The organism is Clostridium intestinale DSM 6191 (assembly GCF_900130055.1).
In the GTDB taxonomy this organism is placed as follows: domain Bacteria; phylum Bacillota; class Clostridia; order Clostridiales; family Clostridiaceae; genus Clostridium_T; species Clostridium_T intestinale.
In genome coordinates, this window is the sequence record NZ_FQXU01000003.1 from 65,008 (window position 1) to 89,616 (window position 24,609).

The 24,609-nt window shown below is 30.4% G+C and carries 26 protein-coding genes and 1 pseudogene; 24 read left to right on the forward strand and 3 right to left on the reverse strand.

Annotated elements, in window-relative coordinates:
* Window positions 1-220 precede the first annotated feature (220 nt).
* From BUA92_RS00345 to BUA92_RS00365, 5 genes are all read left to right on the forward strand, one after another.
* The gene (locus tag BUA92_RS00345; protein ID WP_073015739.1) at window positions 221-871 is read left to right on the forward strand and encodes a hypothetical protein; all 651 of its coding nucleotides are present in this window, start codon (window positions 221-223) and stop codon (window positions 869-871) included.
* Window positions 864-1,100: a DUF4351 domain-containing protein gene (locus tag BUA92_RS23500; RefSeq protein WP_073015741.1), complete on the forward strand. Its 237-nt coding sequence runs from the start codon at window positions 864-866 to the stop codon at window positions 1,098-1,100. Before BUA92_RS00345 ends, BUA92_RS23500 begins: the two co-directional genes overlap by 8 nt.
* A 270-nt stretch (window positions 1,101-1,370) precedes the next feature.
* On the forward strand, window positions 1,371-1,682 hold the full coding sequence (locus BUA92_RS00355; RefSeq protein WP_073015742.1) for a nucleoside triphosphate pyrophosphohydrolase: 312 nt from the start codon (window positions 1,371-1,373) through the stop codon (window positions 1,680-1,682).
* 77 nt (window positions 1,683-1,759) lie between these two features.
* Complete coding sequence (locus BUA92_RS00360) at window positions 1,760-3,721, forward strand: deoxyguanosinetriphosphate triphosphohydrolase family protein (protein WP_073015744.1); 1,962 nt, start codon at window positions 1,760-1,762, stop codon at window positions 3,719-3,721.
* A 460-nt stretch (window positions 3,722-4,181) separates the two neighbouring features.
* The gene (locus BUA92_RS00365; RefSeq protein ID WP_073015746.1) at window positions 4,182-6,902 is read left to right on the forward strand and encodes an ATP-dependent DNA helicase; all 2,721 of its coding nucleotides are present in this window, start codon (window positions 4,182-4,184) and stop codon (window positions 6,900-6,902) included.
* Window positions 6,903-7,260: 358 nt separating this feature from the next.
* Here the strand turns inward: BUA92_RS00365 and tnpA are convergent.
* Window positions 7,261-7,719, reverse strand: a pseudogene (gene tnpA, locus BUA92_RS00370) (IS200/IS605 family transposase).
* A gap of 237 nt (window positions 7,720-7,956) precedes the next feature.
* Between tnpA and BUA92_RS00375 the strand changes: the two are divergent.
* The 19 genes from BUA92_RS00375 to BUA92_RS00460 all read left to right on the forward strand — a co-directional run bounded on the left by BUA92_RS00375 (window position 7,957) and on the right by BUA92_RS00460 (window position 23,503).
* Window positions 7,957-8,181: a helix-turn-helix domain-containing protein gene (locus tag BUA92_RS00375; protein ID WP_073015748.1), complete on the forward strand. Its 225-nt coding sequence runs from the start codon at window positions 7,957-7,959 to the stop codon at window positions 8,179-8,181.
* Window positions 8,178-8,459: a winged helix-turn-helix domain-containing protein gene (locus tag BUA92_RS00380; protein ID WP_073015750.1), complete on the forward strand. Its 282-nt coding sequence runs from the start codon at window positions 8,178-8,180 to the stop codon at window positions 8,457-8,459. Before BUA92_RS00375 ends, BUA92_RS00380 begins: the two co-directional genes overlap by 4 nt.
* A gap of 15 nt (window positions 8,460-8,474) precedes the next feature.
* On the forward strand, window positions 8,475-9,698 hold the full coding sequence (locus BUA92_RS00385) for a DNA cytosine methyltransferase (protein ID WP_083553350.1): 1,224 nt from the start codon (window positions 8,475-8,477) through the stop codon (window positions 9,696-9,698).
* Window positions 9,698-10,741, forward strand: coding sequence for a DNA cytosine methyltransferase (locus BUA92_RS00390; protein WP_073015752.1), 1,044 nt, complete (start codon window positions 9,698-9,700; stop codon window positions 10,739-10,741). The genes BUA92_RS00385 and BUA92_RS00390 overlap by 1 nt, the downstream gene beginning before the upstream one ends.
* Window positions 10,728-12,383, forward strand: a complete 1,656-nt coding sequence (locus BUA92_RS00395) for an AAA family ATPase (protein WP_073015754.1) — start codon at window positions 10,728-10,730, stop codon at window positions 12,381-12,383. Before BUA92_RS00390 ends, BUA92_RS00395 begins: the two co-directional genes overlap by 14 nt.
* 6 nt (window positions 12,384-12,389) lie before the next feature.
* Window positions 12,390-13,865 (forward strand): LlaJI family restriction endonuclease, encoded by a 1,476-nt coding sequence (locus BUA92_RS00400; RefSeq protein WP_073015756.1) that lies wholly within the window; start codon window positions 12,390-12,392, stop codon window positions 13,863-13,865.
* A 326-nt stretch (window positions 13,866-14,191) separates the two neighbouring features.
* A complete protein-coding gene (locus tag BUA92_RS00405) occupies window positions 14,192-16,909 on the forward strand; it encodes an AAA domain-containing protein (RefSeq protein WP_073015758.1) in 2,718 nt (905 codons plus the stop codon).
* 75 nt (window positions 16,910-16,984) lie between these two features.
* Window positions 16,985-17,881 (forward strand): HNH endonuclease, encoded by an 897-nt coding sequence (locus BUA92_RS00410; RefSeq protein ID WP_073015760.1) that lies wholly within the window; start codon window positions 16,985-16,987, stop codon window positions 17,879-17,881.
* 180 nt (window positions 17,882-18,061) lie between these two features.
* Window positions 18,062-18,208, forward strand: a complete 147-nt coding sequence (locus BUA92_RS23090) for a hypothetical protein (protein ID WP_175550820.1) — start codon at window positions 18,062-18,064, stop codon at window positions 18,206-18,208.
* A 202-nt stretch (window positions 18,209-18,410) separates the two neighbouring features.
* A complete protein-coding gene (locus BUA92_RS00415; RefSeq protein WP_073015762.1) occupies window positions 18,411-18,983 on the forward strand; it encodes a TetR/AcrR family transcriptional regulator in 573 nt (190 codons plus the stop codon).
* A 120-nt stretch (window positions 18,984-19,103) separates the two neighbouring features.
* A complete protein-coding gene (locus BUA92_RS00420; protein WP_083553351.1) occupies window positions 19,104-19,574 on the forward strand; it encodes a CPBP family glutamic-type intramembrane protease in 471 nt (156 codons plus the stop codon).
* A gap of 234 nt (window positions 19,575-19,808) precedes the next feature.
* Window positions 19,809-20,108 (forward strand): hypothetical protein, encoded by a 300-nt coding sequence (locus BUA92_RS00425; protein WP_073015764.1) that lies wholly within the window; start codon window positions 19,809-19,811, stop codon window positions 20,106-20,108.
* Between the two features lie 43 nt (window positions 20,109-20,151).
* Window positions 20,152-20,640 carry a hypothetical protein gene (locus BUA92_RS00430; protein ID WP_073015766.1) on the forward strand — a complete coding sequence of 163 codons (489 nt, stop codon included), beginning with the start codon at window positions 20,152-20,154 and terminating at the stop codon, window positions 20,638-20,640.
* Between the two features lie 470 nt (window positions 20,641-21,110).
* Entirely contained in the window at window positions 21,111-21,437 is a 327-nt protein-coding gene (locus BUA92_RS00435; protein WP_073015768.1) for a helix-turn-helix domain-containing protein, read from the forward strand.
* Between the two features lie 62 nt (window positions 21,438-21,499).
* Complete coding sequence (locus BUA92_RS00440; RefSeq protein ID WP_073015770.1) at window positions 21,500-21,739, forward strand: hypothetical protein; 240 nt, start codon at window positions 21,500-21,502, stop codon at window positions 21,737-21,739.
* Between the two features lie 37 nt (window positions 21,740-21,776).
* The gene (locus BUA92_RS00445) at window positions 21,777-22,322 is read left to right on the forward strand and encodes a hypothetical protein (RefSeq protein ID WP_073015772.1); all 546 of its coding nucleotides are present in this window, start codon (window positions 21,777-21,779) and stop codon (window positions 22,320-22,322) included.
* A gap of 81 nt (window positions 22,323-22,403) precedes the next feature.
* Window positions 22,404-22,631, forward strand: a complete 228-nt coding sequence (locus tag BUA92_RS00450) for a hypothetical protein (protein ID WP_073015774.1) — start codon at window positions 22,404-22,406, stop codon at window positions 22,629-22,631.
* Window positions 22,632-22,696: 65 nt separating this feature from the next.
* Complete coding sequence (locus BUA92_RS00455; protein ID WP_073015776.1) at window positions 22,697-23,089, forward strand: hypothetical protein; 393 nt, start codon at window positions 22,697-22,699, stop codon at window positions 23,087-23,089.
* 192 nt (window positions 23,090-23,281) lie between these two features.
* Entirely contained in the window at window positions 23,282-23,503 is a 222-nt protein-coding gene (locus BUA92_RS00460; protein WP_073015779.1) for a DUF1659 domain-containing protein, read from the forward strand.
* A gap of 62 nt (window positions 23,504-23,565) precedes the next feature.
* On the opposite strand, the gene BUA92_RS00465 is transcribed toward BUA92_RS00460, so the two are convergent.
* Together BUA92_RS00465 and BUA92_RS00470 are read right to left on the reverse strand one after the other, a co-directional pair.
* Window positions 23,566-23,787, reverse strand: a complete 222-nt coding sequence (locus tag BUA92_RS00465; protein WP_073015781.1) for a DUF2922 domain-containing protein — start codon at window positions 23,785-23,787, stop codon at window positions 23,566-23,568.
* Window positions 23,788-23,802: 15 nt separating this feature from the next.
* Window positions 23,803-24,030: a DUF1659 domain-containing protein gene (locus BUA92_RS00470; protein ID WP_073015783.1), complete on the reverse strand. Its 228-nt coding sequence runs from the start codon at window positions 24,028-24,030 to the stop codon at window positions 23,803-23,805.
* Window positions 24,031-24,609: the final 579 nt, after the last annotated feature.

A 24,609-nucleotide genomic window follows, 5' to 3' on the forward strand; every position in this document is an offset into this window, starting at 1 on the left:
TCTCCTTTTGCTATTTGGGATAAAAACCAATACTCCAAGGAATATAATGAGAAAATTAGGTTCTAGTAACCTTTAGTTCAGTCATGCAGGCAGATAACTTCCAAGCCTTCCAAGATATTTACCTCTTATTCTAGAAAACAACAAAATATTGCTAATCAGAATATATGTTCTCATATTGGGAATAATAACTAATGAAAATATGTAGAAATAGGAGGTAAATATGGATTATAATAAAGTTGAAGATACAATAATGAAAAAGGCTATGGAGTATTTTAAAGATCACGCTATAAAATTCTTTGGAATAGAAGAAAAAATAATTGCTCCAGCTGTAACTGAATTAAAGAACATAGAGATAAAAACAAACCAAATGGATTATTTGTTTTATACTGAAGATGGTGGTTACTTGCATTTTGAATTTCAAACCACAAATAAAAAGGATGACTTGAGTAGATTCTTATATTATGATACATCTCTATATTGCAAAGATAAGAAAAAGGTAAAGACAGTGGTTATTTATTCAGCTGATATAGAGAATACAGAGACATACATAGATGGAGGTTCTGTAAAATATTCTGTTGAGGCTTTTTACATGAATAGTCTAAACGGTGATGAAAGATTTGATTATTTAAAAGAAAAAATTATAAATGGAACCCCTTTAACAGACGAAGATATAGTTAATTTAACATTTATTCCTTTAATGAAAACTAAAGAAAATAAGAACGCAAGAATAATGAAATGTATAGAATTAGCTGATAAGATAATGATAAAAGAAGACAAAAATAAATGCACAACACTATTATACGCACTATTTGATAAGTTTGGAGATGAAGTTTCAAAAAAAGAAGTTCATGGAGGTGATATCAATGACTGAGGTTGGAAAAATGATTTTTGAAGATGGGAAATCAGAAGGAAAAGCGGAAGGGAAAGCAGAGGGAAAAGCAGAAGTATTAATAAAACAATTAATTAAAAAGTTTGAATCAGTACCTCAACAATATATTGATAAAATAAAAGTTTTACCAGAAATAGTTGTAGAAGAAATAGCTACAGATATTTTCGATTTAGAAAAAATTCAAGATTTAGAAAAATACTTTACACTTTAATACTGTAGAAGAACCGAAGGTTCTTCATTAGAGTCATTTTAGACTTAATTCATACTAAAGGATTATTGATATCAACTAAAGATATCAGTAATCCTTTTTAATTTTAAAAGGCATGAAACAGTTGAATATTGTAGGAATTCGTTGAATAAGAGGTAAATAATGTTATATAATAGCAACATAAGGAAGTGAATGGAACAAGATTAAAATTGGATATTACTAGAAGAGAAGTGTAGTCATATGGGTGAGAGTGTGTGAAATATTGGAGGATATATGAAAACATATAACAAGTTAGTTAGAGATAAAATACCAGAGGTAATAAAAAAATCAGGAAGTAATTGTGATTACATAGTTGCGGATAAAGAAGAAAGATTAGATTTACTTATGAAAAAGCTTGATGAAGAAGTATTAGAGTTTAAAGAAGATAAAAACCTTGAAGAGCTTGCTGATATTATGGAAGTTTTATTTGGACTAGCTAATAATTTAGGATTTACTGAAGAAGAGCTTTTAAAGAAGAGGGAAGATAAGAAAGTGGAAAGAGGAGGATTTAATGAGGGAATAGTTCTCCAAAAAACATATGAGTAATTTCTAAGTATAATACTAATTATGAACTAATGTAATAAATTAATTTAAATAAAAACTATGGATAAAGGAGAGAAAAAATGAGTGAGGAAAAATTTATACTAGTAAAAATAAAACTTGTTGAGGGAGAATCAAAGCGTAGTTACGAAACAGAAAAAGAAATAATTGATAGGTTAGATAAAAGTTATAAAGAGAATATTTACAGATACTATAATTCTTACATTAAGGATAGGGAAATTATTGAAAGAATTTTGAAAAGTGAAAAATATAAAAGGGATAAAAAATATGATATTGTTTTTGTTATTTATAAGGAAGTAAATAATGTAGAGTGTGAATTTCAATCATTATATTTAGGGAAATGTATGATTCTTGATGAAGAAAAAAATAGAGGGAATTTGAAATTTATTATTAGTGACAAAATTGAATCAAAATTAGTAACACAAAATTTCTTAATAAATATTGGATTAAATATAATCGAGGATTTTGATAAAAAGTCGTATGTAAGCATTGAGAAACGTGGAAAACTATATAATGAATTGGTGTCATCACAAAAGGATCTATTTCATTTAGAGATATCAGATTATGATGATCAAATATATAAAGAAATTGAAAGTGAAAGTAATCTACATATATTAGCTCAAAAAAATGAAAATTGTAGAAGAGCAATAATAGAAAATGAAAGTAAAGAAGTAAGTGATGATAGTAGAGGAGAATTTCAAAGAGATAGGGAAAGAATTACTCATTCAAAAGCTATGCGAAGATTAGTTGATAAGGCACAAATATTTACATCATCTAAAGGCGATCATTTTAGGACTAGAATGACACATACACTAGAGGTTTCTCAGATAGCAAGAGGAATATCAAATGAATTAAAGCTTAATAACGAGCTAACAGAAGCTATAGCATTAGCACACGATATTGGACATACCCCTTTCGGACATCAAGGGGAGAGAACTCTTAATGATATATTAAAAGATAAAATTTCTTTAGTGAAAAATTGTAAAGAAATAAAAATGGGAGGATTTAAGCATAATTTTCAAGGGTTACGTGTATTAAGCTATTTAGATGAAAAATATTTGAAGTTTGAAGGAATAAATTTATCTTATCAATTACTTGAAGGAGTATTAAAACACACAGGTTTTGAAAATGGTAATTGTGATAGTTGTGAGGATTCTCATGATTGTAAAGGAAGATGTTGTGATGTAAGAGAATTTTTAATTAATGGAGATGAAGAAAAACTTTTTCTAGAGCATAAGTTTCCAACTACGCTTGAAGGACAAATAGTAAATATTGCAGATGAAATTGCTCAAAGAGGGCATGATTTAGATGATGCTTTAGCGTCTAAGCATATTGACCTCGAGGAGCTGAGCGATATATGTAATATAAATAAAATGCAAAGAATTAAAGAATTAATAGAGAAAGTCAAAAATGAAGAAGTGACATTAAGAGAACAAAATAGAATGTATATTGATGATCAAGACATTATTAGATCTAGAATTGTATCAGAAATAATTACTTTCTTCATTAAAGATGTTGTAACTAGTTCTAAAGAAAGAATGGATTATTACGATTTAACTAAAAAGTTCTTTATAGATAATCATAGAATAGATGATAAGCTAATTGACTTTAGCAAAAATGGAAAGTTTATATTAACATATCTTGAAAAAGTAATAAACAAAAAGGTTATAAATAGTTTTGATGTAACTAGATTTGATGGGAAAGCTAGTAAAATTATTGAACAACTATTTAAAGCGTATTATGAAAATATAATGTTACTTCCTGATGGTACGCTTAAAAGAATTCATAGAGACATTAGGAAGAAGACAAAAAATGTAGTTAATTTTAGAGATGGAGATATAGGATTAGTTAGGGATGAAATTAAAAAAATTTGTAAAACAGATTTAGAAAATATAGAACCAAATGAAAGAGAAGAATACATATATAAAAGAAAAGTGGTTGTAAGAAATATAGTTGACCATATATCTGGAATGACAGACAACTATGCTATGAATGAATATAAAAGAATATATTATATTGATTAAAGATGAAGTGAGAAATTTGGGACCAATCAAATTTGATAGTGGAGATGGAGCGAGTGTTAACTTGTTTTTTTGTTGATGTAGCAAATTATAGAAGATAGCTTATTAACATTAAAGGAATTTGTACTGTTGTATCAAATTTAGTGCAAAATTAGTAGTAATAATATTATACCTAGGACTTTTATCATTATAGCGATAATTGAAATATTGAAAAGAGATTTTAATGGCAATTAGATTATCATTGCATTAATATTTGAGTATGATTTTCATAACGTAAATAGAATAGAGATTATAGAGTATTTAATTGAGACAAATATCTTATAAGTGATAATAGTGAATGTATAAGTATTGTTAAAAGTAATCAGAAACAAAGAAGATAAATAAAATAGTGCAGCAGGGAGCTGATATCAAAAGGTTGAGTGATCAATCAGTTGATTAGCTTTTGGAAGAAGGAGTGAAGAAGATGTTGAAAATAGACCAAGCTATATTAGACACAGATAGAGTTATATGCAAAAATATTGATCGATTTGATGACTCTGAAAGAGGTCTGCTGTCGCAGAATATACTTGCTCAGCTTAGAAACTATGTGGAATATATAGTACAAAAAATTTACTCAAACGGGGTGGATATTGACCCCAATAATTATAGTAAGAAAAAGGAAGCGTGGGAGTATGTTCAAAAAAACGGAAAATATCGTTTTTTGGCAAAATTCCACTCATTGCTTCAAAAATCTGTTTCTCATTATACATTTGATGAGGGTGGATCTGAGCGATTGATGCTTAAATACTATGAATATTTAATAAGAATCAGAGTATTTCTAAAAGAAACATATAATTTGGATGTATTAATTAATATTGATGATTTTCCTTTAGACTTGGATACTAACCTTACAGAGTACTATGAAAAAATCATATCAAGAATCAATCAACCTAGCCGCCGTGCTACCCGTAATCCCTATAACGAACGTTCTTATATTCAGAAAATCAAGCCTTTCTTTGTTAATAATTGTATTTATTATGAAGTTACTTTTACTGTTGCCAACGATAAAGCCAGTAAATTTGATAGGGTAATTGCGTTTACTAATATTGAACTTTCTGACAATTATGCAGTAAAGCTTTCACTGCATTATGATTACATTGAAGTAATGGGGACAACCATGCCTATTCAAGTGATTGATAAATGGGAGGTGTCAATAAGACCATGTGAAGTAAATAGGCTTGCAGATATTTTTAGAAGACATATAGAGATTAGTTCAAGCAACCATGAATTTCGTGATTTGATGAGATTTCTTACTAACACTCGTATAAGTTTGACAGATCTCGTCAATTCATCAGATTCATATTATTTGTGGGCTAAAGACTTGTGCATAAAAGAAGCAAAGGTTACTCATATTTTTAATGTTCTAGATCAGGCGAGAGAGTTAATAAAAAATAAAAAGCCCGGTAGTAATGTCGTACAGTATCTTCTCCATAAGATGAATAATAAAATAATGAAGAGGCAATTTTATTACAAAGCTTGTAGTGGATTATCTGATTTGTATTTGACATGGAGCTGTATGCCTTTTGAGCAAATGCCATTTACTACTTCTTTAGTAAAGCATAATCCTCGTATTTATGATCTATTTGACTGTATAGATGCATCAGATCGAGAACATGAATTTCTCGCACGTATAATAAAAAATAACATAGAACAACGGGACATCTTATTTACTCCCAAAAATGATTTGTCTCATTTTGACGATGTTGAATCTATAATAAAAAAATTCAATTCATTACTTTATACTAAGAAAAAGGAACACAGAGATCGCCAAATATTGTCATATAAAGATCACTTATACATAAAAAGTTATGCTGATGATAGCGCCAAAATTATTGAAAGATTGAAAGAACTATCAAGTTTTGGAATAGTCGGATACACAAACTTTGTTGAATCATGGTTAGAGCAAAACAAATCGTATAAAATTGATAGTAAAGAAAAGTTGTCTACTCTAAAAACAATGTTCTCAGAATCACAAGTGGCGCTTATATATGGATCAGCAGGAACTGGTAAGTCAACACTTATAAACCATATTTCGAATCTTTATAATGATAGAGAAAAGCTATATTTAGCAAATACTAACCCTGCTGTTGACAATATGAGGAGAAAAGTTAACGCTGCCAACTGTGAGTTCAAGACAATTGCAAGTTTTTTATCAAGGAGTAATAGAGATATTGAGTATGACATTCTGGTCATTGATGAGTGTAGTACAGTAAGTAACAAAGATATGCGTGCAATTCTTGATAAGGCAAAATTTAGACTTCTTGTTCTTGTAGGTGATGTTTTTCAGATAGAAGCTATTTTATTTGGAAACTGGTTTAGTATTGCTCGCACATTTATTCCAAATTCCTCTGTTTATGAACTGACGAAACCGTATCGTAGTACCAAAGAGGAATTGCTTACTGTATGGGATAGAGTTCGTAAATTGGACGACGCCATTTTGGAACCAATAGTAAAAAGCAAATACTCTGTTGAGTTAAATGAATCTATTTTTGAACACTTTACGGAGGATGAAATTATTCTGTGCCTGAATTACGATGGCCTTTATGGTATTAATAATATTAATAGGTTTCTACAAAGCAGCAATCCCAATAAGCCTGTGCATTGGGGTATCAATGTATATAAAGTTGGAGATCCAGTATTATTTAACGAGTCTGAGAGATTTACACCTTTGATTTACAACAATATGAAAGGTAGAATAATGTATATCGGGTCATCAGAGGATAAAATACGTTTTGATATTGAACTTGATATTGCAATTACTGAATGGGAAGCTGAGGATTATGATTTTACTATTATTGGGGAATCGGAACGTAAAAATTCAATTATCAGTTTTTTGGTAAATAGGTATAAAAGCACTGATGAAGATGATGATTCTTCTGATGCAATTGTGCCGTTTCAAGTTGCATATGCAGTATCAATACATAAGGCTCAAGGCTTGGAGTACAAGTCTGTAAAAGTGGTTATTACAAACGAAGTGGAAGAACTTATCACGCATAATGTTTTCTATACAGCAATTACCCGTGCAAAGGAAGAATTGAAAATCTACTGGTCGCCTGAAACCGAGAAAAAGATATTAGAAAGTCTTACTCTGAAAAATTATCGTAAAGATGCTGCCTTGTTATCCAAACTATATGGTTTGCAATGATTGCATGGTTTGAATTGTCGGTGGGTTGAGCATTTGTTAAGAAGAGCTATAATAGAAAACACACAAGTGGTAGGGTGAATAATAGCAAGCCGCGCCTTTCAGTTGTAGCAATTATGCCAGCGCGCAGACAACCAATATTTTTTTGTGGTCACAATATAGTTGATAGAAAGTAGTCTATAAAATAACGATGATGTAAATTTAAAATATATAATATACTAAATAAATATCCACCGGCATAGCTGGTGGTTTTACCTTAACGGGGCATAGTACTTTACTACTAGCCACGCCTAAATGGCGTATGTCCGATCTGGCACATTCGAATTTGTTACCAGTTACCTGTAAACAGGTCGTTTACTTATTATCTTTTACTACTTTTAAACGGATATATGTAGTTCATTGTTAACTGTTCACCTAATTGATCTTCTTTTAACTGATATTCTATATATTCTTTTATTTTAGCTGTATTTTTTCCTACTGTATCTACATAATACCCTCTACAACAAAACTCTCTGTCTCTATATTTGAACTTCATATTTACGTACTTTTCATATATCATCAAGCTACCTTTTCCTTTTAAAAACCTCATGAAACCTGAAACACTCATTTTAGGTGGTATTCCTATTAGTATAAGTATGTGATCTATACATACTTATGATTCTATTATATTTACGCCTTTCCATTTACATAATTCTCTGAGTATTCCTCCAATCTCTAATCTTTTTTCTACGAAAAAGACTTTACTACGGTACTTCGGCGCAAATACCACATGATACTTACAATTCCATCTTGTATGTGATAAACTATGTATGTCGTTCACTTTTAACGCCACCTTTTGATGTTTTTATTGCAGTTGCCAGACCTGATTTTCTATTTTATATCAAAAGGAGTTTTTATTATATGTTCCATAGTTGTAAGCTTTTCTGAACCCCTGGTCTAACCAGGGGTTTTATAAAACAATAATACTCAATAATTTCTTGATATATATCAAGAAATTATTGAGTTGTTTAACATAATACGGTATAATTAGATATTGTATGAATGTGAGGTTAAGAGGATGAACATTAATTATAATAAACTATGGAAGTTAATGATTGATCAAAATATGAATAAGACGCAACTAAAGAATGCAGCACACTTAAGTACAAATGTTATTGCTAAATTAGGTAAAAATAGATCTGTATCAATAGATACTCTTGGAAAGATATGTATGGTATTGAGATGTAATATTGGAGATATAGTAGATATTGTACCAGATAATGATAAGGAGGAGCAACTGTGATAGATAAAATTAATATTTTCCCAGAGAAAAGTCAATTAAAGCAAGCAACATTACTGGCACTACAAGAATTAGGAGGAAAGGCAACCACAAAAGAAATAAACTCTAAAGTTGCTCAAATTCTTAATTTATCTGAAGAAGTTTTAGCAATGGAAGATGAAAATGGATTAGGTACTGCTTATGAATATAGGATGCGCTGGATTCGTACAGAGTTAAAAGGTCAAATTTTAAATCCTAAAAAAGGACATTGGGTACTGGCTGAAAACCAGAATTTAAAATAGAATTGGAGTAATGACATGAGTAATACTCACAAAAATATATATACATTGAACAGAGAAAATTTAAAAAATATAACTCAATTTCAGTTAGAAGAGTTTTTGAAAGAATTTGAAATAGATTCACAGGGAAATGTTTTAATTCCATATATAGACAGAGGATACACTTGCAATGATAAAAAACATTTATTTGAGCAATCAGGAACCCATGCAATTAGTTTCTTTTCTGGATGTGGGGGGTTAGATATAGGAACACAAATGGCTGGGGTAAAAGTACTATCAAGTTTAGACTTTTATAAAGATAGTGTTAATACTATAAGGAAAAATGACTTTTTCTCTCATACTGCCCATTTTAATGAGGATATTTGTAATGTTAATGGTAATAATTTTGCAGAAATTATTACTAACAATAACCCAGAGAAATTAATATTAGTTGGAGGACCACCATGCCAACCTTTTTCTAAGGCTGGATATTGGGTAACAAATGAGAATAGAAAATCAAATGAAGATCCTAGAAATATGATTGAGCCATATTTTAAACTAATATCGGACATTAAACCAGATGGATTTGTTTTAGAAAATGTAGAAAGCATATTGCATCCATCAAATAAAGAAGCAGTTGATACAATTATCAACAACATAGATAGACTAGGATATCAGTATTCATTACTGAAAATTAATTCAGCAGATTATGGTATACCTCAAAAACGAAAAAGAGTATTTTTCTTAGCATCTAAAAAAAATATTAATGCTGTTTTAGAACCAACACATGGAGATGCGAAAAAAATGTTAACAAACTCAAATTTATTACCTCACGTTAATGTATTAGATTGGATTGGTAAGTTTGATAATGAGAAGTACTGGAAAGATGAATCTCTTAGTACAGAAGGTAAGTGGGAATATGAATTAACTTGCATACCACCAGGTAAAAATTACATTTCATTAAGTGAGAAAGCTGGGCATCCAAATCCGACTTTTGACGCAGGTAAAAGATATTGGAGTTCATTACTAAAATTACATCCACTCCAACCTTCTTGGACTATAATAGCAAGTCCAGGGCATTGGGAAGGTCCATTCCATTGGAATAATAGACGTTTAAGTATTAGAGAGTGTGCTGCTATCCAAACTTTTCCAGATGACTATGTTTTCCATGGTAGTATCCGTTCACAAAGGAAACAGATCGGGAATGCGGTTCCTCCATTATTAGCAAAAATGATAATAGAAGAATTGTGTAGGTGGATATAATGAAAAAACCGATTATTGTGAGTTTGTTTTCAGGAGCTGGTGGTTTAGATATTGGCTTTAAAAAAGCAGGCTTTCATACAGTTTTTGCTACTGATGTATGGGATATTGCTTGCAAAACATTGCAACATAACAATATGTCCGATGAGGTAGTATGTGATGACGTAAGAAATATAGATTTTAAATATATTAAAGAAAGACATGGAATTATTGATGTTGTAATTGGAGGACCGCCATGTCCTCCTTATAGCCAGACAAGGCACTATCTTGTAAATAAAAAGTCTGGATTGGAAGATGAAAAAGCTGGGTTTGGTGTACCAGAATATCTTAGAGCTGTTAAAGAGTTGAATCCTACAATATTTTTCTTTGAGAATGTTGATGGATTTACTTTTAAAACGCATACAGAGGCTTTTGATTATTTAAAGAACGAATCCTCTTTATTGGGGTACAATCTGACTTATAAAGTTGTAAATTGTGCTAATTATGGTATCCCTCAGACAAGAAAAAGATTTATATGTATAGGTGTAAAAAAGAAATTACCAGAATTTATTTTCCCTGATGAAACACATGCTTCACCTGACAAATTACAAGGCAAAAAACCATGGGTAACTTGTGGGGATGTATTAAGTGATTTTGATGATATTACGGAAGAAGAAAAGCTACAGAAGCCTGGTTCTAAAGACTATGACTTATTGGTTAATATACCACCAGGAGATAATTATTTATACTATACTGAAAAAAGAGGTTACCCAAATCCTATATTTAAGTGGAAGTCTAGATACTGGACTTTTTTACTTAAACTAACACCCAATAGACCGTCGTGGACTCTTCAAGCAAGCTTTTCAAATAATCAAGGTCCTTTTCACTGGAGAAATAGATTTCTAAGAATAGAGGAGGTTAAGAGATTACAAACTTTTCCTGATGATTATAAGTTAGTTGGCGAGTTTAAAGAACAATGGAGGCAATTGGGGAATGCTGTGCCTGCTGAAATGGCTAGAATTGTTGCAAGTAAGATAAAGGGGGAATATTTTGATGGAAAGAAATGAACGTTATGAAGTAGATAATTTAGGTCAAATAGTCGTTGGAAATCCAACGACATTGACTCCTACAGAGAAAAAAATAATGATTGAAAAGGTGTTTTCTCGAAACGGTTGGAATTATGAATTGCTTTCTGAAGAAACAAGTGCACATTTTAAGATTAAACTAGTAAATAGTAATCTTAAAAAAGAATATACACTTAATTTATATCATGGAAATGTAAGAAAAGAAGACCCAGAAAGAAACCGAGAGGAAAAAAAGATTCAGTTGGGAACGGATAATGATCCTAGAAATAACGTTGATGATGGTATTATTTTGGGATTTTATGTTTACGAGGACAAAACACGAATAGACAATGCTATTATTGTTGCGTGGCCAATTGAGAAAAATAAAAATTATCCTGCTAATCCTAGCTTACGTGTTAATATGAGAAGTGATATTTTACCTGCTAAAAATCAAGGTTTTCATATCGATAAGACAACAGGAAAAAATGTAGTTGCATTTAGACCTGAATTTATATACTACTACTTGGAACGTTATAAACAACTTCATTATTCCAATAGTGATGAACAATTATCCGAAGCAATTAGAGAGGATTCAGGAGTTTATAATGATTCAGAAATTCAAGATGTATTAGAAATTAAGTTTAATTCAGGATATCAGTCAAATTTTGAGCGTAATAGAATTATCTTTGGTGCACCAGGTACGGGAAAGAGTTATAATTTGAAAAAAGATTGTAATACATTAATTAATGGAACCACAGGCTCGCATGAAAGAGTAACTTTCCATCCAGATTATGCTTATTCACATTTTGTAGGGACGTATAAGCCAGTAACAGATGATAATAATTCAGAAATAAAATATGAATTTGTACCAGGACCTTTTATGAGAGTATATGTTGAAGCGTTAAGGAGTGGAAGAACAGGTGATCCACAACCCCATCTATTGTTAATCGAAGAGATTAACCGTGCTAAAGTTGCTGCAGTTTTCGGTGATGTTTTTCAGCTTTTAGATAGGGATGATGATGGAGTGAGTGAGTATGAAATCCAAGCTAGTGAAGATGTTAAAAAATATCTAGCCAAGGAATTGGGTGGAAATACAGAAAATTATACGAAAATTAAAATTCCAGATAATATGTTTATATGGGCTACAATGAATAGTGCTGATCAAGGAGTGTTTCCAATGGATACAGCGTTCAAAAGACGTTGGAACTTTGAGTATTTAGGTATTGATAAAAATGATGGGGACATTAAGGGTAAAATTAAGCTTGGAACAGGTAGTCACGAATTAGAAGTTGGATGGAATCATTTAAGAAAAGCAATTAATGAAAAGTTGGCTGAAGATTGCAAGGTTAATGAAGATAAATTAATGGGACCTTACTTTTTATCCAAAAAAGTAATTAAAACGGTAAGTGATACTGATAATACTATTGCAGACCCAGATAATTTTAAAAATGCATTTAAAAATAAGGTGATTATGTATCTTTATGAAGATGCTGCCAAGCAGTATAAGAGAAGACTATTTGATGGTTGCAATACAGCTGGATTTTCAACGGCTAAATATTCTTCGGTTTGTGATGCTTTTGATGAAATTGGGATTGCTATATTTGGAGAAAATTTTAAAGAATTCTATGACAAACAAGGAGTGTAGCTACCAATGAAAAAGATGGTGTCCAAATTTGTCAGAGAGCAGAAGAGATATTCACAAAATGATCTTAGGCATATTTTTGAATTAAAAACAGATGAGATAGATGGATTTATAAAAAATCTTAAAGCATTTGGTGTTCTAAAGGCAGTTAAGAATAATTCGAATCAAAGGGAACTTTCAGATTTAGTTGACGACGATATTGAGATTGCAGAGCCGGAATCAGAAAATGATGTATATCTTTATGTTTTTACATACGTAGGTGTTATTACAGTTGGATCACGCATCATAAAGTGCTATCCAAAATATCTCCTTAAAATAGACAAGCCTCTTGATGAAATGAAGAGAGTATTAAAAGTGCTAACAAAATACGGAGCAAAAGAACAAATTGTAAATTTATACAATGGGGATGGAAATGATAAGAGTTTTAATATACTAGCAGTTATTCTCTTTTTGATTAACGATTATTATGAGTATGGTGTTTATAATAACACCGAAGATATCATAGAGATCAATGGTGATGGGGAAATTTTATGGGATAAGACCATTAATGATAGCTTTGCCCTTATCAGCAATAATCGTCCATATTATATGGAATTATATACACAAAAAACAGTAGATGATGATTTTGACTTTTTCAAAAGATTACATGAGTGTATCTTAACACAGTGTTCTAAACAACTAGAAACGGCTGAATTATTAGATTTATTTGATATGTCTTCTGTGGTACTTTCAGAGGAAATTATGGACGATTTCGGAAATAAGGATTATGTTCTGTATCGTCTGCAATCAGAGTTAAATATTCAATTTAACACTAGAAAGCAAATTTTACTCAAGACGTTATATGCATATGTGGCTCATGAAAGAACATTGGAAGATACTTATGGAATAAGTATGTATGGGACAAACAGTTTTAATCTTGTTTGGGAAAATGTTTGTGCAGAAGTATTTAGTAATAAGCTTAATACCCCATTAGCGAATTTAGAGCTACCAGTTCCATTATTGAATGAGTATAATCCTAATATTAAGCTTATTGATATTATAGAAAAGCCAACATGGACTGGGTATGGAATGAATGATTTGGAGTTTGAAAAGAAATCTAAAGATACATTAACACCAGACTTAATATCAGTGGCTAAACATAGAGAAGAAACGCATTTTATTATATTTGATGCTAAATACTATAATCTTCAATTAGTAGAGGGAAAAGAGTTGAGAAGTTATCCTGGAATCGGTGATATTACAAAGCAATATCTTTATCAATTAGCTTATAAAAAATTTATAGAAGATCATAATATACAGATAGTGAGAAACTGCTTTTTAATGCCAATAGAAGGTACTAATATTATAAAAAAAGGTATTGTTAAAATGAATATTCTTAATGGGTTAGGATTACAAGATATTCAAATTAGATTTTTACCAACACAAATAATGTATGATAAGTACTTAGCAAGAAAAGTTATAGACATTAGTATATTGGATTTATAGAGAGAAAACTGATGTAAAAGAAAGTACCTACTCATGTCAATATTGACATGAGTAGGTGCTTTTATTTTTCATTAATATTTTCACAAGAGGGCATGACAATCGCATGAAAATTTATAACTATATAAATAAAATTATGAGTTAGCAAGCCTCGCCCTTAAGTCTCAGCAATTATGCCCGGGTGCAGACAATCCTTAACAACACCCGCAGGTGACAAACCATCACCTGCAATTTTTATACCCATAACTAGCTATAAAAATTGGATATTATTATCAATAAATGGTAAAATAGCTTTATACTTACACAAAAATAAAAGGAGACCTTAAATCTTGAATATTGAGAAAAACCTTATACTAATAAAAGGTGAAGACAAAACTAGCAAGGTTACATATTGTGAATATACTAATGGAAAATATCAAGTTACTTTTGATAATAATAAGTCATATACATACAACTACAATAACGTTAATTGGCTCAGAAATCCTGTTGAATTAAATCCAGAAACCACAATATTATATAAGGATAATCAGCCAATATCAGGGATTGATAAGATTCTTAGGTTTGATGGTTATGTTAGAGTTTGCTTTAAGAGTGGGTATACAAAATCCTATCCTATGTACAACTTAACAATTGAAGAAACTTGTTTAAATAAAACTGGATCAAGCAATTGTTTTGATTATCTTAAAAGCTTATCGGCCTTAATTAAAGTATCTCAGGATGAAGAAGATAGCTTTTTAAACAAACAATATAATAAGATAAAAGCTATTAGTCCACGTAGTGTTTTAGATGTTTACTTAAATCCTAAAGAGCTTAAAAAGCGAGAAAATAGGGGGAATACTATATTCCCTTTTGGGTTTAATTTGAGTCAAAAATCCGCAACTGATAAGGCGCTAACTAATCAGATAAGTGTTATTGAGGGTCCGCCTGGGACTGGAAAAACTCAAACCATACTTAACATTATTGCAAATGCGATAGTAAATAATAAAACTGTTGCAGTAGTTTCTAATAATAACTCTGCTACGTTAAATGTATTAGAAAAGCTTGATAAATATGGGGTAGGATTTATAGCTGCATACTTAGGTAATAAAGAAAATAAAGAGAACTTCTTCAATAACCAACCAGAGTATAATCAAGATATAGAAAACTGGCAAAAGAGTTCAGAGGATTTAGAGAAGATAAAATCTAAACTAATCAATTCTCAAAAAAAGCTTGAGGAAATGCTGGATAAACAAAACACATTAGCATCATTGAAGCAAGAGCTCTCTGAACTATCTACAGAGATTGAGTATTTTAATAGTTATTATGATGATAACATGGATACCACCTCATACAGAGCCATATTTAGGCACAATTCTAATAAAGTAATGTCAATATTGGTTAATTATAATGCTGCAATTATGAGACATGAAAAATTTTTATTTAGGCATAAACTTAGAAACTTAATATCTCATGGAATTTTCAGTTTTAATTTCTATAACAGACCTTACGAAAATATAGTGGATCATCTCAAAAAGCTCTACTACGATTTGAAGTTAAAAGAGTTAAATAAAGATATTGAAAGTTTAGAGAAAGAACTAGATAGATTTAGCTTTAAAGATTCTATGGAAGAGTACAGTAAAAATTCAATGCTGCTTCTTCAAGCTAATTTAGCTAATAGGTTCAAAAATAAAGGAAATAGAGTTAAGTTCTCAAAAGATGACTTATGGAAGAACTTTGATAGCTTTATAAAGGAGTATCCAGTAATACTAAGTACCACACATTCTTTAAGAAGTTGTGCAAGTGAAAATTATTTATTTGATTATATAATATTGGATGAAGCATCACAGGTTGATATAGTAAGTGGAGCCTTGGCTCTTTCTTGTGCTAAAAATGCGGTAATTGTAGGAGATTTGAAACAGCTTCCCATTGTAGTTAATGAAAATATGAAGGCTGAAACTACTGAGACTTTTAATAGATTTAATTTAAATAGTGCCTACAGTTATAAGGATAACAGTTTATTATCTTCAATAATAGCACTATTTGAGGATGTTCCTAAGACTTTATTAAAAGAGCATTATAGGTGTCATCCTAAAATAATTGGATTCTGCAATAAGAAGTTTTATAACAATGAGCTTATCGTATTAACAAAAGAAAGTGAGGATGATAAACCTCTTACAGTTTGTAAGACAGTTAAAGGGAATCATGCTAGAGGAACCTCTAATCAAAGGCAAATAGATATAATACTTGAAGAGGTTATTCCAGCTTTGGATATAGGGGAATCAAATAAATCTATAGGAATAGTATCTCCTTACAGAGCACAGACTGAAAAGCTTCAAGCTTTATTTAACAGTACAGATATAGAAGCAGATACTGTTCATAAATATCAAGGAAGAGAAAAAGAAACTATCATTTTAACTACAGTTTCTAATGATATAAATGATTTTATAGATGATCCTAAACTTATAAATGTTGCTATATCAAGAGCAGAGAATAAATTGATACTTATAATTTCTGACAACTATACCTCAAGTAAAAATAGTAACATTGGGGATTTGATAAGATACATAAAGTATAATAACCTTGAAATTATAAATAGTGAGATTTATTCTGTTTTTGATTTACTTTATAAATGTTATTCTAAGGAACTACTAAAAGTATTGAGTAAAAGCAAGAAGGTATCCAAAGAACCATCAGAAATTCTAATGGACAATATACTGGAAGAGCTCTTAGGAAAAGATGAATTTAAGGTATTTGATAAAGTTTTACATCATCCTCTTAAGATGCTTATAAGAGATACATCCAAGCTAAATGAAGAAGAATATAGATTCGTTACAAAAACTCAATCCCATAATGACTTTGTTATATTTAACAAAATCGATAAAATGCCAGTACTAGCAGTAGAAGTTGATGGATACAAGTATCATGAAAATAACCCAGCTCAGCTAAAAAGAGATAAAATGAAGGATGAAATACTGAGAAAATATGACATACCTATATTAAGATTTTCTTCTGTAGGGAGTGGGGAAGAGAAGATATTGAGCGATAAGCTTTTGTCATTAGTGAAATAGAAAAATATCTATAAGATTAGATAAATCTTATTTAACACGGGAATATAAAGATTTATTATACATTGGAGGAGCGGCATGATAGAAAAAATATGTGAAATTATTGATAATGAGTATTGTTGTGATATAGATATAACTGTAGAAGAATGGAAACAGCTATTAATTAATCCTAAAGTTTTTGATGATAAAAGCAAAGAAGCTATAAGAAAATGGTATATAGAACCTGGATACTCAGCAAGCTGTAGTTATATAGGGAAAAAGTACAATGAGCACAGTATGAGTGCAAATGGAATTATCAATGGTTTGGCTGGAAGAGCTCAAAAAGAACTTGGAAGATTTGTTGTTAAGGGGATAGGCAACATAGCTAAAGGTACAAGATTTATTGTTGTGATGAAAAGCAAACAAGTTGATAAAAAGCCAAAGACTTGGGAGTGGACACTTAGAGAAGAACTTATTAAAGCTATTGAAAAATTAAAAATATTTTCAGAGGATAGTTACTCAGATGATGAGCTTATTTCAGATATTACTAATAGTGATATTTCTACTAATGACTCTTGCTTTGAATATGGAGGTAAGCCTAAAGGGAAGAGAGAACTTGTGTATGTCCAAAATAAATATTTATATCCTAGAAGTAGGAATATATCAATAAATGCTTTGAAGCATGCAAATTATAAGTGTGAATTTGATACTAATCATTTAACGTTTACTAGGAGAAACTCGGATTTAAACTACACTGAACCTCATCATTTAGTTCCAATCTCTTACCATAGTAGTTTTGCTGTATCTCTTGATGTCAAAGAAAACATTGTTTCTTTATGCTGTAATTGTCACAAACAAATACATATGGGCAAGGGATTTGAAATTATACTGGAAAAGCTATATAATGAGCGAAAAAATTTATTAAAAATGGTTGGCATAGATATATCTTTAGATGAGTTGATTATGTTATATAAAAATATAAAGAGTGATAATTAAAAAATAGAATTTGGAGTAATATTAGCAAACCTCGCCCTTTACCCTCAGCAATTATACCCAACCACAAACAACCATCCACAACACCCGCAGGTGACAACCCATCACCTGCATTTTTTATACCAATAACTATTTATACAAATTGCATACTATAATTAATCAATATGATTTTAGGAGAATAACATGAACTTTGAGTATTTATTGAAGCAATTAAAGGCTAATATATTTTTACCTAAGGAAGATTCACCAACTAAGTTACCAGACAAAGAAAGAACATCAACCTTTAGAAAAGAGCTGTATAATTTGAGAAATTATACACACATTAAATAAAAAATATCACGTAATATGTCTCAGCTATAAACTTTTATATGTTTATAGCTGAAATTTTTTTAACCAGAAGCCATAAGTAGTAGACATTCTCTGCCCATTAGAATATTCATTTGATAATGTTTGACAAGTATATATTGGAATGATATGGTAAGCATATAGTCAATATTAAGCATGTGCTTAATGAAGAAGGGCGGGTTATTATTTGGGAAATCGTGATAAGGAAAGAGAAAAACGACAGGGACAAATTCTACAAATAGCACTTGATCAATTTATTATGAAAGGCTATTATGGAACATCTACCCGTGAAATATGTAATATAGCTGAAGTAAGCTCTGGACTTATGTTTCATTATTTTGATTCAAAAAAAACTTTATATGAAACCCTTATTGAAATTGGTTGTGAAAAGATGGTTTTTATGCCTGAGGAAGATCTTAGTCCATTGAAGATATTTGAGAAGAACATTCAAGATTTATTTCAGTTGATTAGGAGTAATCCATTTTCTGCAAAAATGTTTGTGTTTATGGGGTATGCAGTATACAATGCTGCTCATATTTCACAAAAGGCAGGAGAGCTACTTGCGCAGCATGACATTATCAACCAGAGTGTACCGCTAATAGAAAAAGGGCAAGAGTTAGGAGAAATTCGTTCAGGAAATCCTCTTGCTCTATCAATTTCATTTTGGTGCTCAATTCAAGGTATTGCAGAAGCTATAGCACTTAATCCTGATAATCCAATACCTGATGAGAAATGGATATTAGATATTCTTAAAAAGTAAAGGAGTGATAATTTTAGTGAAGAAGCAGAATATACGCAAACTAATTATATTTATAATAATAACTCTTGCAAGTGGCTGGATTGGAGTAGCCCTTGACTCAGTTCTTACAGAAAAGCTGCAATAGCTTCTGCTACTGGGGGATTACTTAAGAATATTTTTGAAGAATTTGCGTGGCGAGGTTATTTAACACCGAAACTTATTGAATTAAAACTCAATGACTGGTCTATTTACGGCATTTCTGGGCTTGTATGGGCATTATGGCACGTCCCGTATTATCTTGTATTTCTTCCAGATATCTATTTTGAATCAATATCAAGAGGCAGAATGGTTTTGATGGGATGTATATTAATGTCATGTTGGACTATTATGTATGTAGAAATATATAGGATTACAAAGTCTGTTTGGCCATGTGTACTTATGCATACTGTTGAAGATTCAGTACCTAATGTCATGGTCATGACAGGTGGATTTGTTTCATTAACAAAAATGGGGGATATTTTATTAAATCCAATCTCAGGTGTTATAACTACAGCTATATTTATTACAATAGGACTTTTACTTAGAAGATTCAGAATTATGAAGTATGAATAAACATGTGTAATCTTGATAAGGTAAAATGTTAGATTTATATTTTAAATAGGCAATATATAGTATACTAAAAACAATAGGTAGTCAATATAAACTTTGAAAATCAATAAAATTTCTACGATATTAGTTTTAATATAATCTGATAGATATTAAATAGGTTATTGTAGTTTGAATTTGCATATAGGTCTAGTTATAATCATTCTTATAACATGTACAGTGTTTTATGGGAGGTTTTGTATGAGTGATTTTTTGAAATTAGAGAATTTTGTTGGGCATTCAGATGTTGGTTATGAAGAAGTTATAGTTCAATTTTTACAGGATAACGAAATAACGATTGATGATTTTGAATACGTAGGGAGATGTGACTCTGAGTGCCTGGAATGTAATGCAGAGAGATTTAGTGTCTGGCGTAGAGATATAGGAGTCATCGAAGAAGAAAATATTTTTACTTTTGATTTAGATGCCGCTGATGAAACATTAGATTTTGCTATATATTTGTGTAATAAATGCAAGACATGGACTATTTATATTGAATAAAATATTATTCTCAAATTTAGTAATTTTACGGGGGATGTTATCTATGAAATATATTATAGCAGGAATAATTTTATATGGGTTGTTCTTTTTAATCTGCTATCTTGGCACTGGCGGAGATAAAAAGAACATGAAGAGCTTCTACTCTTATCCTGATGATGTCCAGATTAAGATAAGATTGAATAATGACTTAAGTAAAATGATTCCAGTGAAACCCTCTTATCTTAAATCTTTCTTGTCAAATCTTATGGTGTTTACAATTATTTTTATAGTTATAGGCTTTTTATTGAGTCTTTCAGAGTTTATTCCGACGTTTATCTATCTTCTAATATTAGGAGAAGGATTAAATCTCTTTGATTTTATAATTATCGATTGCTGTTGGTGGAGAAAGACAAGGAGAACACATTTTGGAGATATTATTGACGATAAGGATTATCATGGAATTAGAAAACATTGGGTATCTTTCCTTAAGGGAATTCCGGTATTTGCTTGTGCAGCACTTATTGCTGCAGTAGCTATAAATAAAATTTTCTGATGCATAGTAAAATTGCAATTTCTAGAATACATTAAATGGATAATCTTCTTATTATTCAACCAAAACTAAATATAAAGTTAGTATGATACCGTATTATTCAAATGAATAAGCGGTATTTTTTACTTAGCAATTTAAAAATAGCACCAAGTATTTTAAAAATAACGTAAAGCAACAGGCTCTTTGAATTTTGAATAATACCGCATTGGATAAATATGATACAATTAACTTATGATTGTAAGAAGATGGGAGTTAAGTTATAGATCTAAATAGTAATTTATTTGATTTTAAAAAAATGGTTTAAGATATCTGTAAATCTGGTGCTAATCAAAAGAATTTATATAACGGCAAGGAGAGAGTATCGTAATCTTATAAAGCAACCTAAAGTTGCGAAAAAGCAAATTCAGGTTGGTGGTTTGAAGTTGAAAATAGGTTTATAATAATAGCAAGTAATAACAAAGTGGGGTGCTCACATGAGTTTTGCAGAGAACTTAAAACAAATCAGAAATGAAAAACATATAACTCAAGAAAAGCTAGCAGAATTATTAGATGTAACAAGACAGGCTATTTCTAAATGGGAGCAAGGTGTTGGATATCCTGAAACTGAGAAACTGATAAAACTGTCTAAGGTACTGAATGCTTCGTTGGATTGGCTGTTGGAAACAGAACTTAGAAATAAAGAAAAAGCAGATATTCAGTCTCCTATACCTCCTGGTGTGATGGCAGGAGTTGAAGTATTTTCTTCTGCAATAAATGTTTTGACTGGAGAGAGCATGACTAAAGTGAATGATAATGATTAAAATGACTAGTTTCGATAGTTGTTAATTATAATGGACTTAAATAGAAAGATGGAGGTAATAATATGTCAAAATGTCGTAACTGTGGAAATGAATTTAATGTTTCAGATGCAATAATGGAGTTTAATGATGCACTCGATGGGGAGTACAATTATGACGAAGAGATCGGAGGAGCACTATGCTTCGATTGTGCAATATATGACTATGATCCAGAATATGTATCAAATAGTAATTTAGGTAGAGCAATTCAAATGATGAATGGCGATGAAGACTATGATGACGAATTCGTAAAAAAATGGCTATAGCTATAAATAATAATTTGTGTAGGAGTATTAATAAATTATGGATAATAAAGAATACTTGAAGTGGATTATGCCTTCAATAAAAAATAGGACTGTATCTACTGATAATCTAAATGGAAAATTCAACTTTAGAATTGAAAAAGCTAAAGAACAACATATGTTGCCTGTAGTTGATAGAGAATACATTATAAAATATGTTAAAGATTTCTTATTTTCAATAGGTATGGAAATATCATTTGACCCAGTTATTAAACCTCAAAAAAGAGAAAAACGAAGAATAGACTATTCAAAAATAAATAAAGAAAATAAAGAAGACATTGTTTGGATAAAGTTTACAAACGATAACCATATAAGTGTTATCGGAACAGGTTGTGACATATCTTTTACTGAGTATGCTAAAAGCAATACTACGGCAGGTCTTATAAATCAATCGTTAGGTCTAGAATGGGATGATAGTGAGGTATTGATTTTTCAATTGAATAACATTAAAGATGGATTAAATAGATCAGATATAGAAAGTGGTATAGGAAATTATTTGATATCTCAAGGAGTCCCTATTCTAGATTTTTATTCTCATAATTATTGAATTAAATCGTCTTTGTTAATTCTAATTCATATATCATATTTTAATTAAGATGTATCTGTATCTTATGCAGGAGGTTAGCAAATGAGGTCTAAAACTAAATCAAGAGTTTTATTTGGAATTGGGATAGTACTATTGATGTGCTATTTAATAGGCATATTTTATATTTATAATATTCAAGAGTATAACCCTTATGCTTCTGCTGGAGCTGATCTTGATGCTTTAATTCACAGTGTATTGTTTTTACCTCCAACTGCAATATGTCTTATATTATCTCTTGTATTACACATAAAAGCAAAGAAATACAGATAAGCAATTTGGAATATTTGCTAAGTTTTCATAATAATATATTATAAAAACATATTTGGAGTATTTAAATGAGAGAATTAGAGCAGGAATATTTTTATGAAAACTTAAAACCTGAAATTATAAAAAAGTTTAATGACTTAATATCTAAACAAAAAACAGTTAACCTTTGTGAAAAAATTGAACTAGGAACATATATAACTGCGATTATTATTAGTGTTAAAAATTATAAAGCACTAACAGGAACTATTACTGGAAATACGATAGCTGAACTTTGTGTAGAATTGTTAATAATTACTGCTGTAAATATTAACACTAAGCCAATAAAGGATAAATATAAAAAAATGAAAGAAGAGATGAGAAATAACTTAATAATAAAAGTTTGTAAATGTGAGGAGTATTGTAATTGCAAAGAAGACTTTGTTAAGTTACTGAAAATGAAAAACATAGATGTATTTAAATAATATTATTTTAAATATATGGAGATATCCACTAGGTATTTATGCTTGCATGTTTACTAATTTTTATCAGAAAAAACAGAACAAGTCTTGTCTTTTGCACCGGAAGCTATACCTAGGATAAGACATAGTGCACACACAATCCAATTCACTCATACTATATTACTGAATTTCATTTTTGAAAGGAGGTAATATAGTATGACTGAAAGTATATTAACACGTCTTTCCTTAGAGATACAATATAAAGCAGGCTTAGATAAAGAAGGAAAAGACGTTTTTAAAAAGATGAGCTTCTCTAACATAAAAGAGGAAGTTTCAGATGATTCAATGAGTAAAGTGGCTAACGCAATAGGAAATCTATTAGATACACAAACATTTAGAGTTTCTAAAAATACTAAACATGAACTTATTGAATTATAAAAATATCATGTAGGGCTGCTCTGCCATGAACAGATAAAAGTTTGTGGCAGAGCTTTTTTATTTTAAACTGGAACTTCCAAGATAGTAGATCTTTTTTCATCAACCCTTGCGGATTTGAAGGTAACAAGATCTCCATTTTTGGTAGCAAAAATATTTTCTCTTAATATAACAGCTACCAATTCAGCTACATCTTCAGGTGTTATACCATTTTTAACGTCTGAAATGGTTAGAGTTGATCTCTCACCATTGCTAGTTAAAAATGTAAGGATTAAGCTTAACTTCATGGTTCAATCTCCTTTCTATTCAATTTCTATTAATTCAGAAGTTAGTATTGTTAAATATCCTTCTGCATCATCAGCTAATACAGCAGAAATTGCTTCAGCTACAGCGTGAAGACTTTCATTACTTGCTGTTGATTTAATATTGTTTAAACTTTTTCTCTTATAAATTGGAGCACCACTAGCATTGGTTCCAGTATTGATTTTAATAACTAATGAAAGGTTCTGAGGTATAGTTTGAATTGACAATTTGTTTCACCTCCTTTCATTTATTAATTGAAATATAGTCAAATAAAGAATTAATGAGCCTTAGGCAGAAGTCTCTACAGAGTAGAAGCTCGAAGAACATCATCAAATCCTTTAAGAGCTATTCAATAGGAGCGGTTTTAAGCTCCATTCTATCTTTTTACCCCATTTAATGAAATGAGCACTCTATATCATATTTAAAAATGAGGAGTTTTGTCACAACTTGTTGAAAAAAATTTAAAATTTTAAAGTTTAACATGTTAAAAGGAATCTAATGGAGCTTGGGAAGAAGCTCCTACAAGAGAAAAGAGCTCAATTTCTCGAAAAAAAGTTAAAAATTTTTATAAAATATGAATAATGAACAGGCAAAAAAAGTAGACTACCTATTGAATGTCTACACCTATGCTCGGTAGGCGTGCCTTTCAGCGCCAGTCTAATCCATTTAAAATTTAACAATATTTTTTATAAAAAGATGAATAATGAACAAGCAGAAAAAGTAGACTACCTATTGAATGTCTGAATGTCTGAATGTCTGAATGTCTGAATGTCTGAATGTCTGAATGTCTGAATGTCTGAATGTCT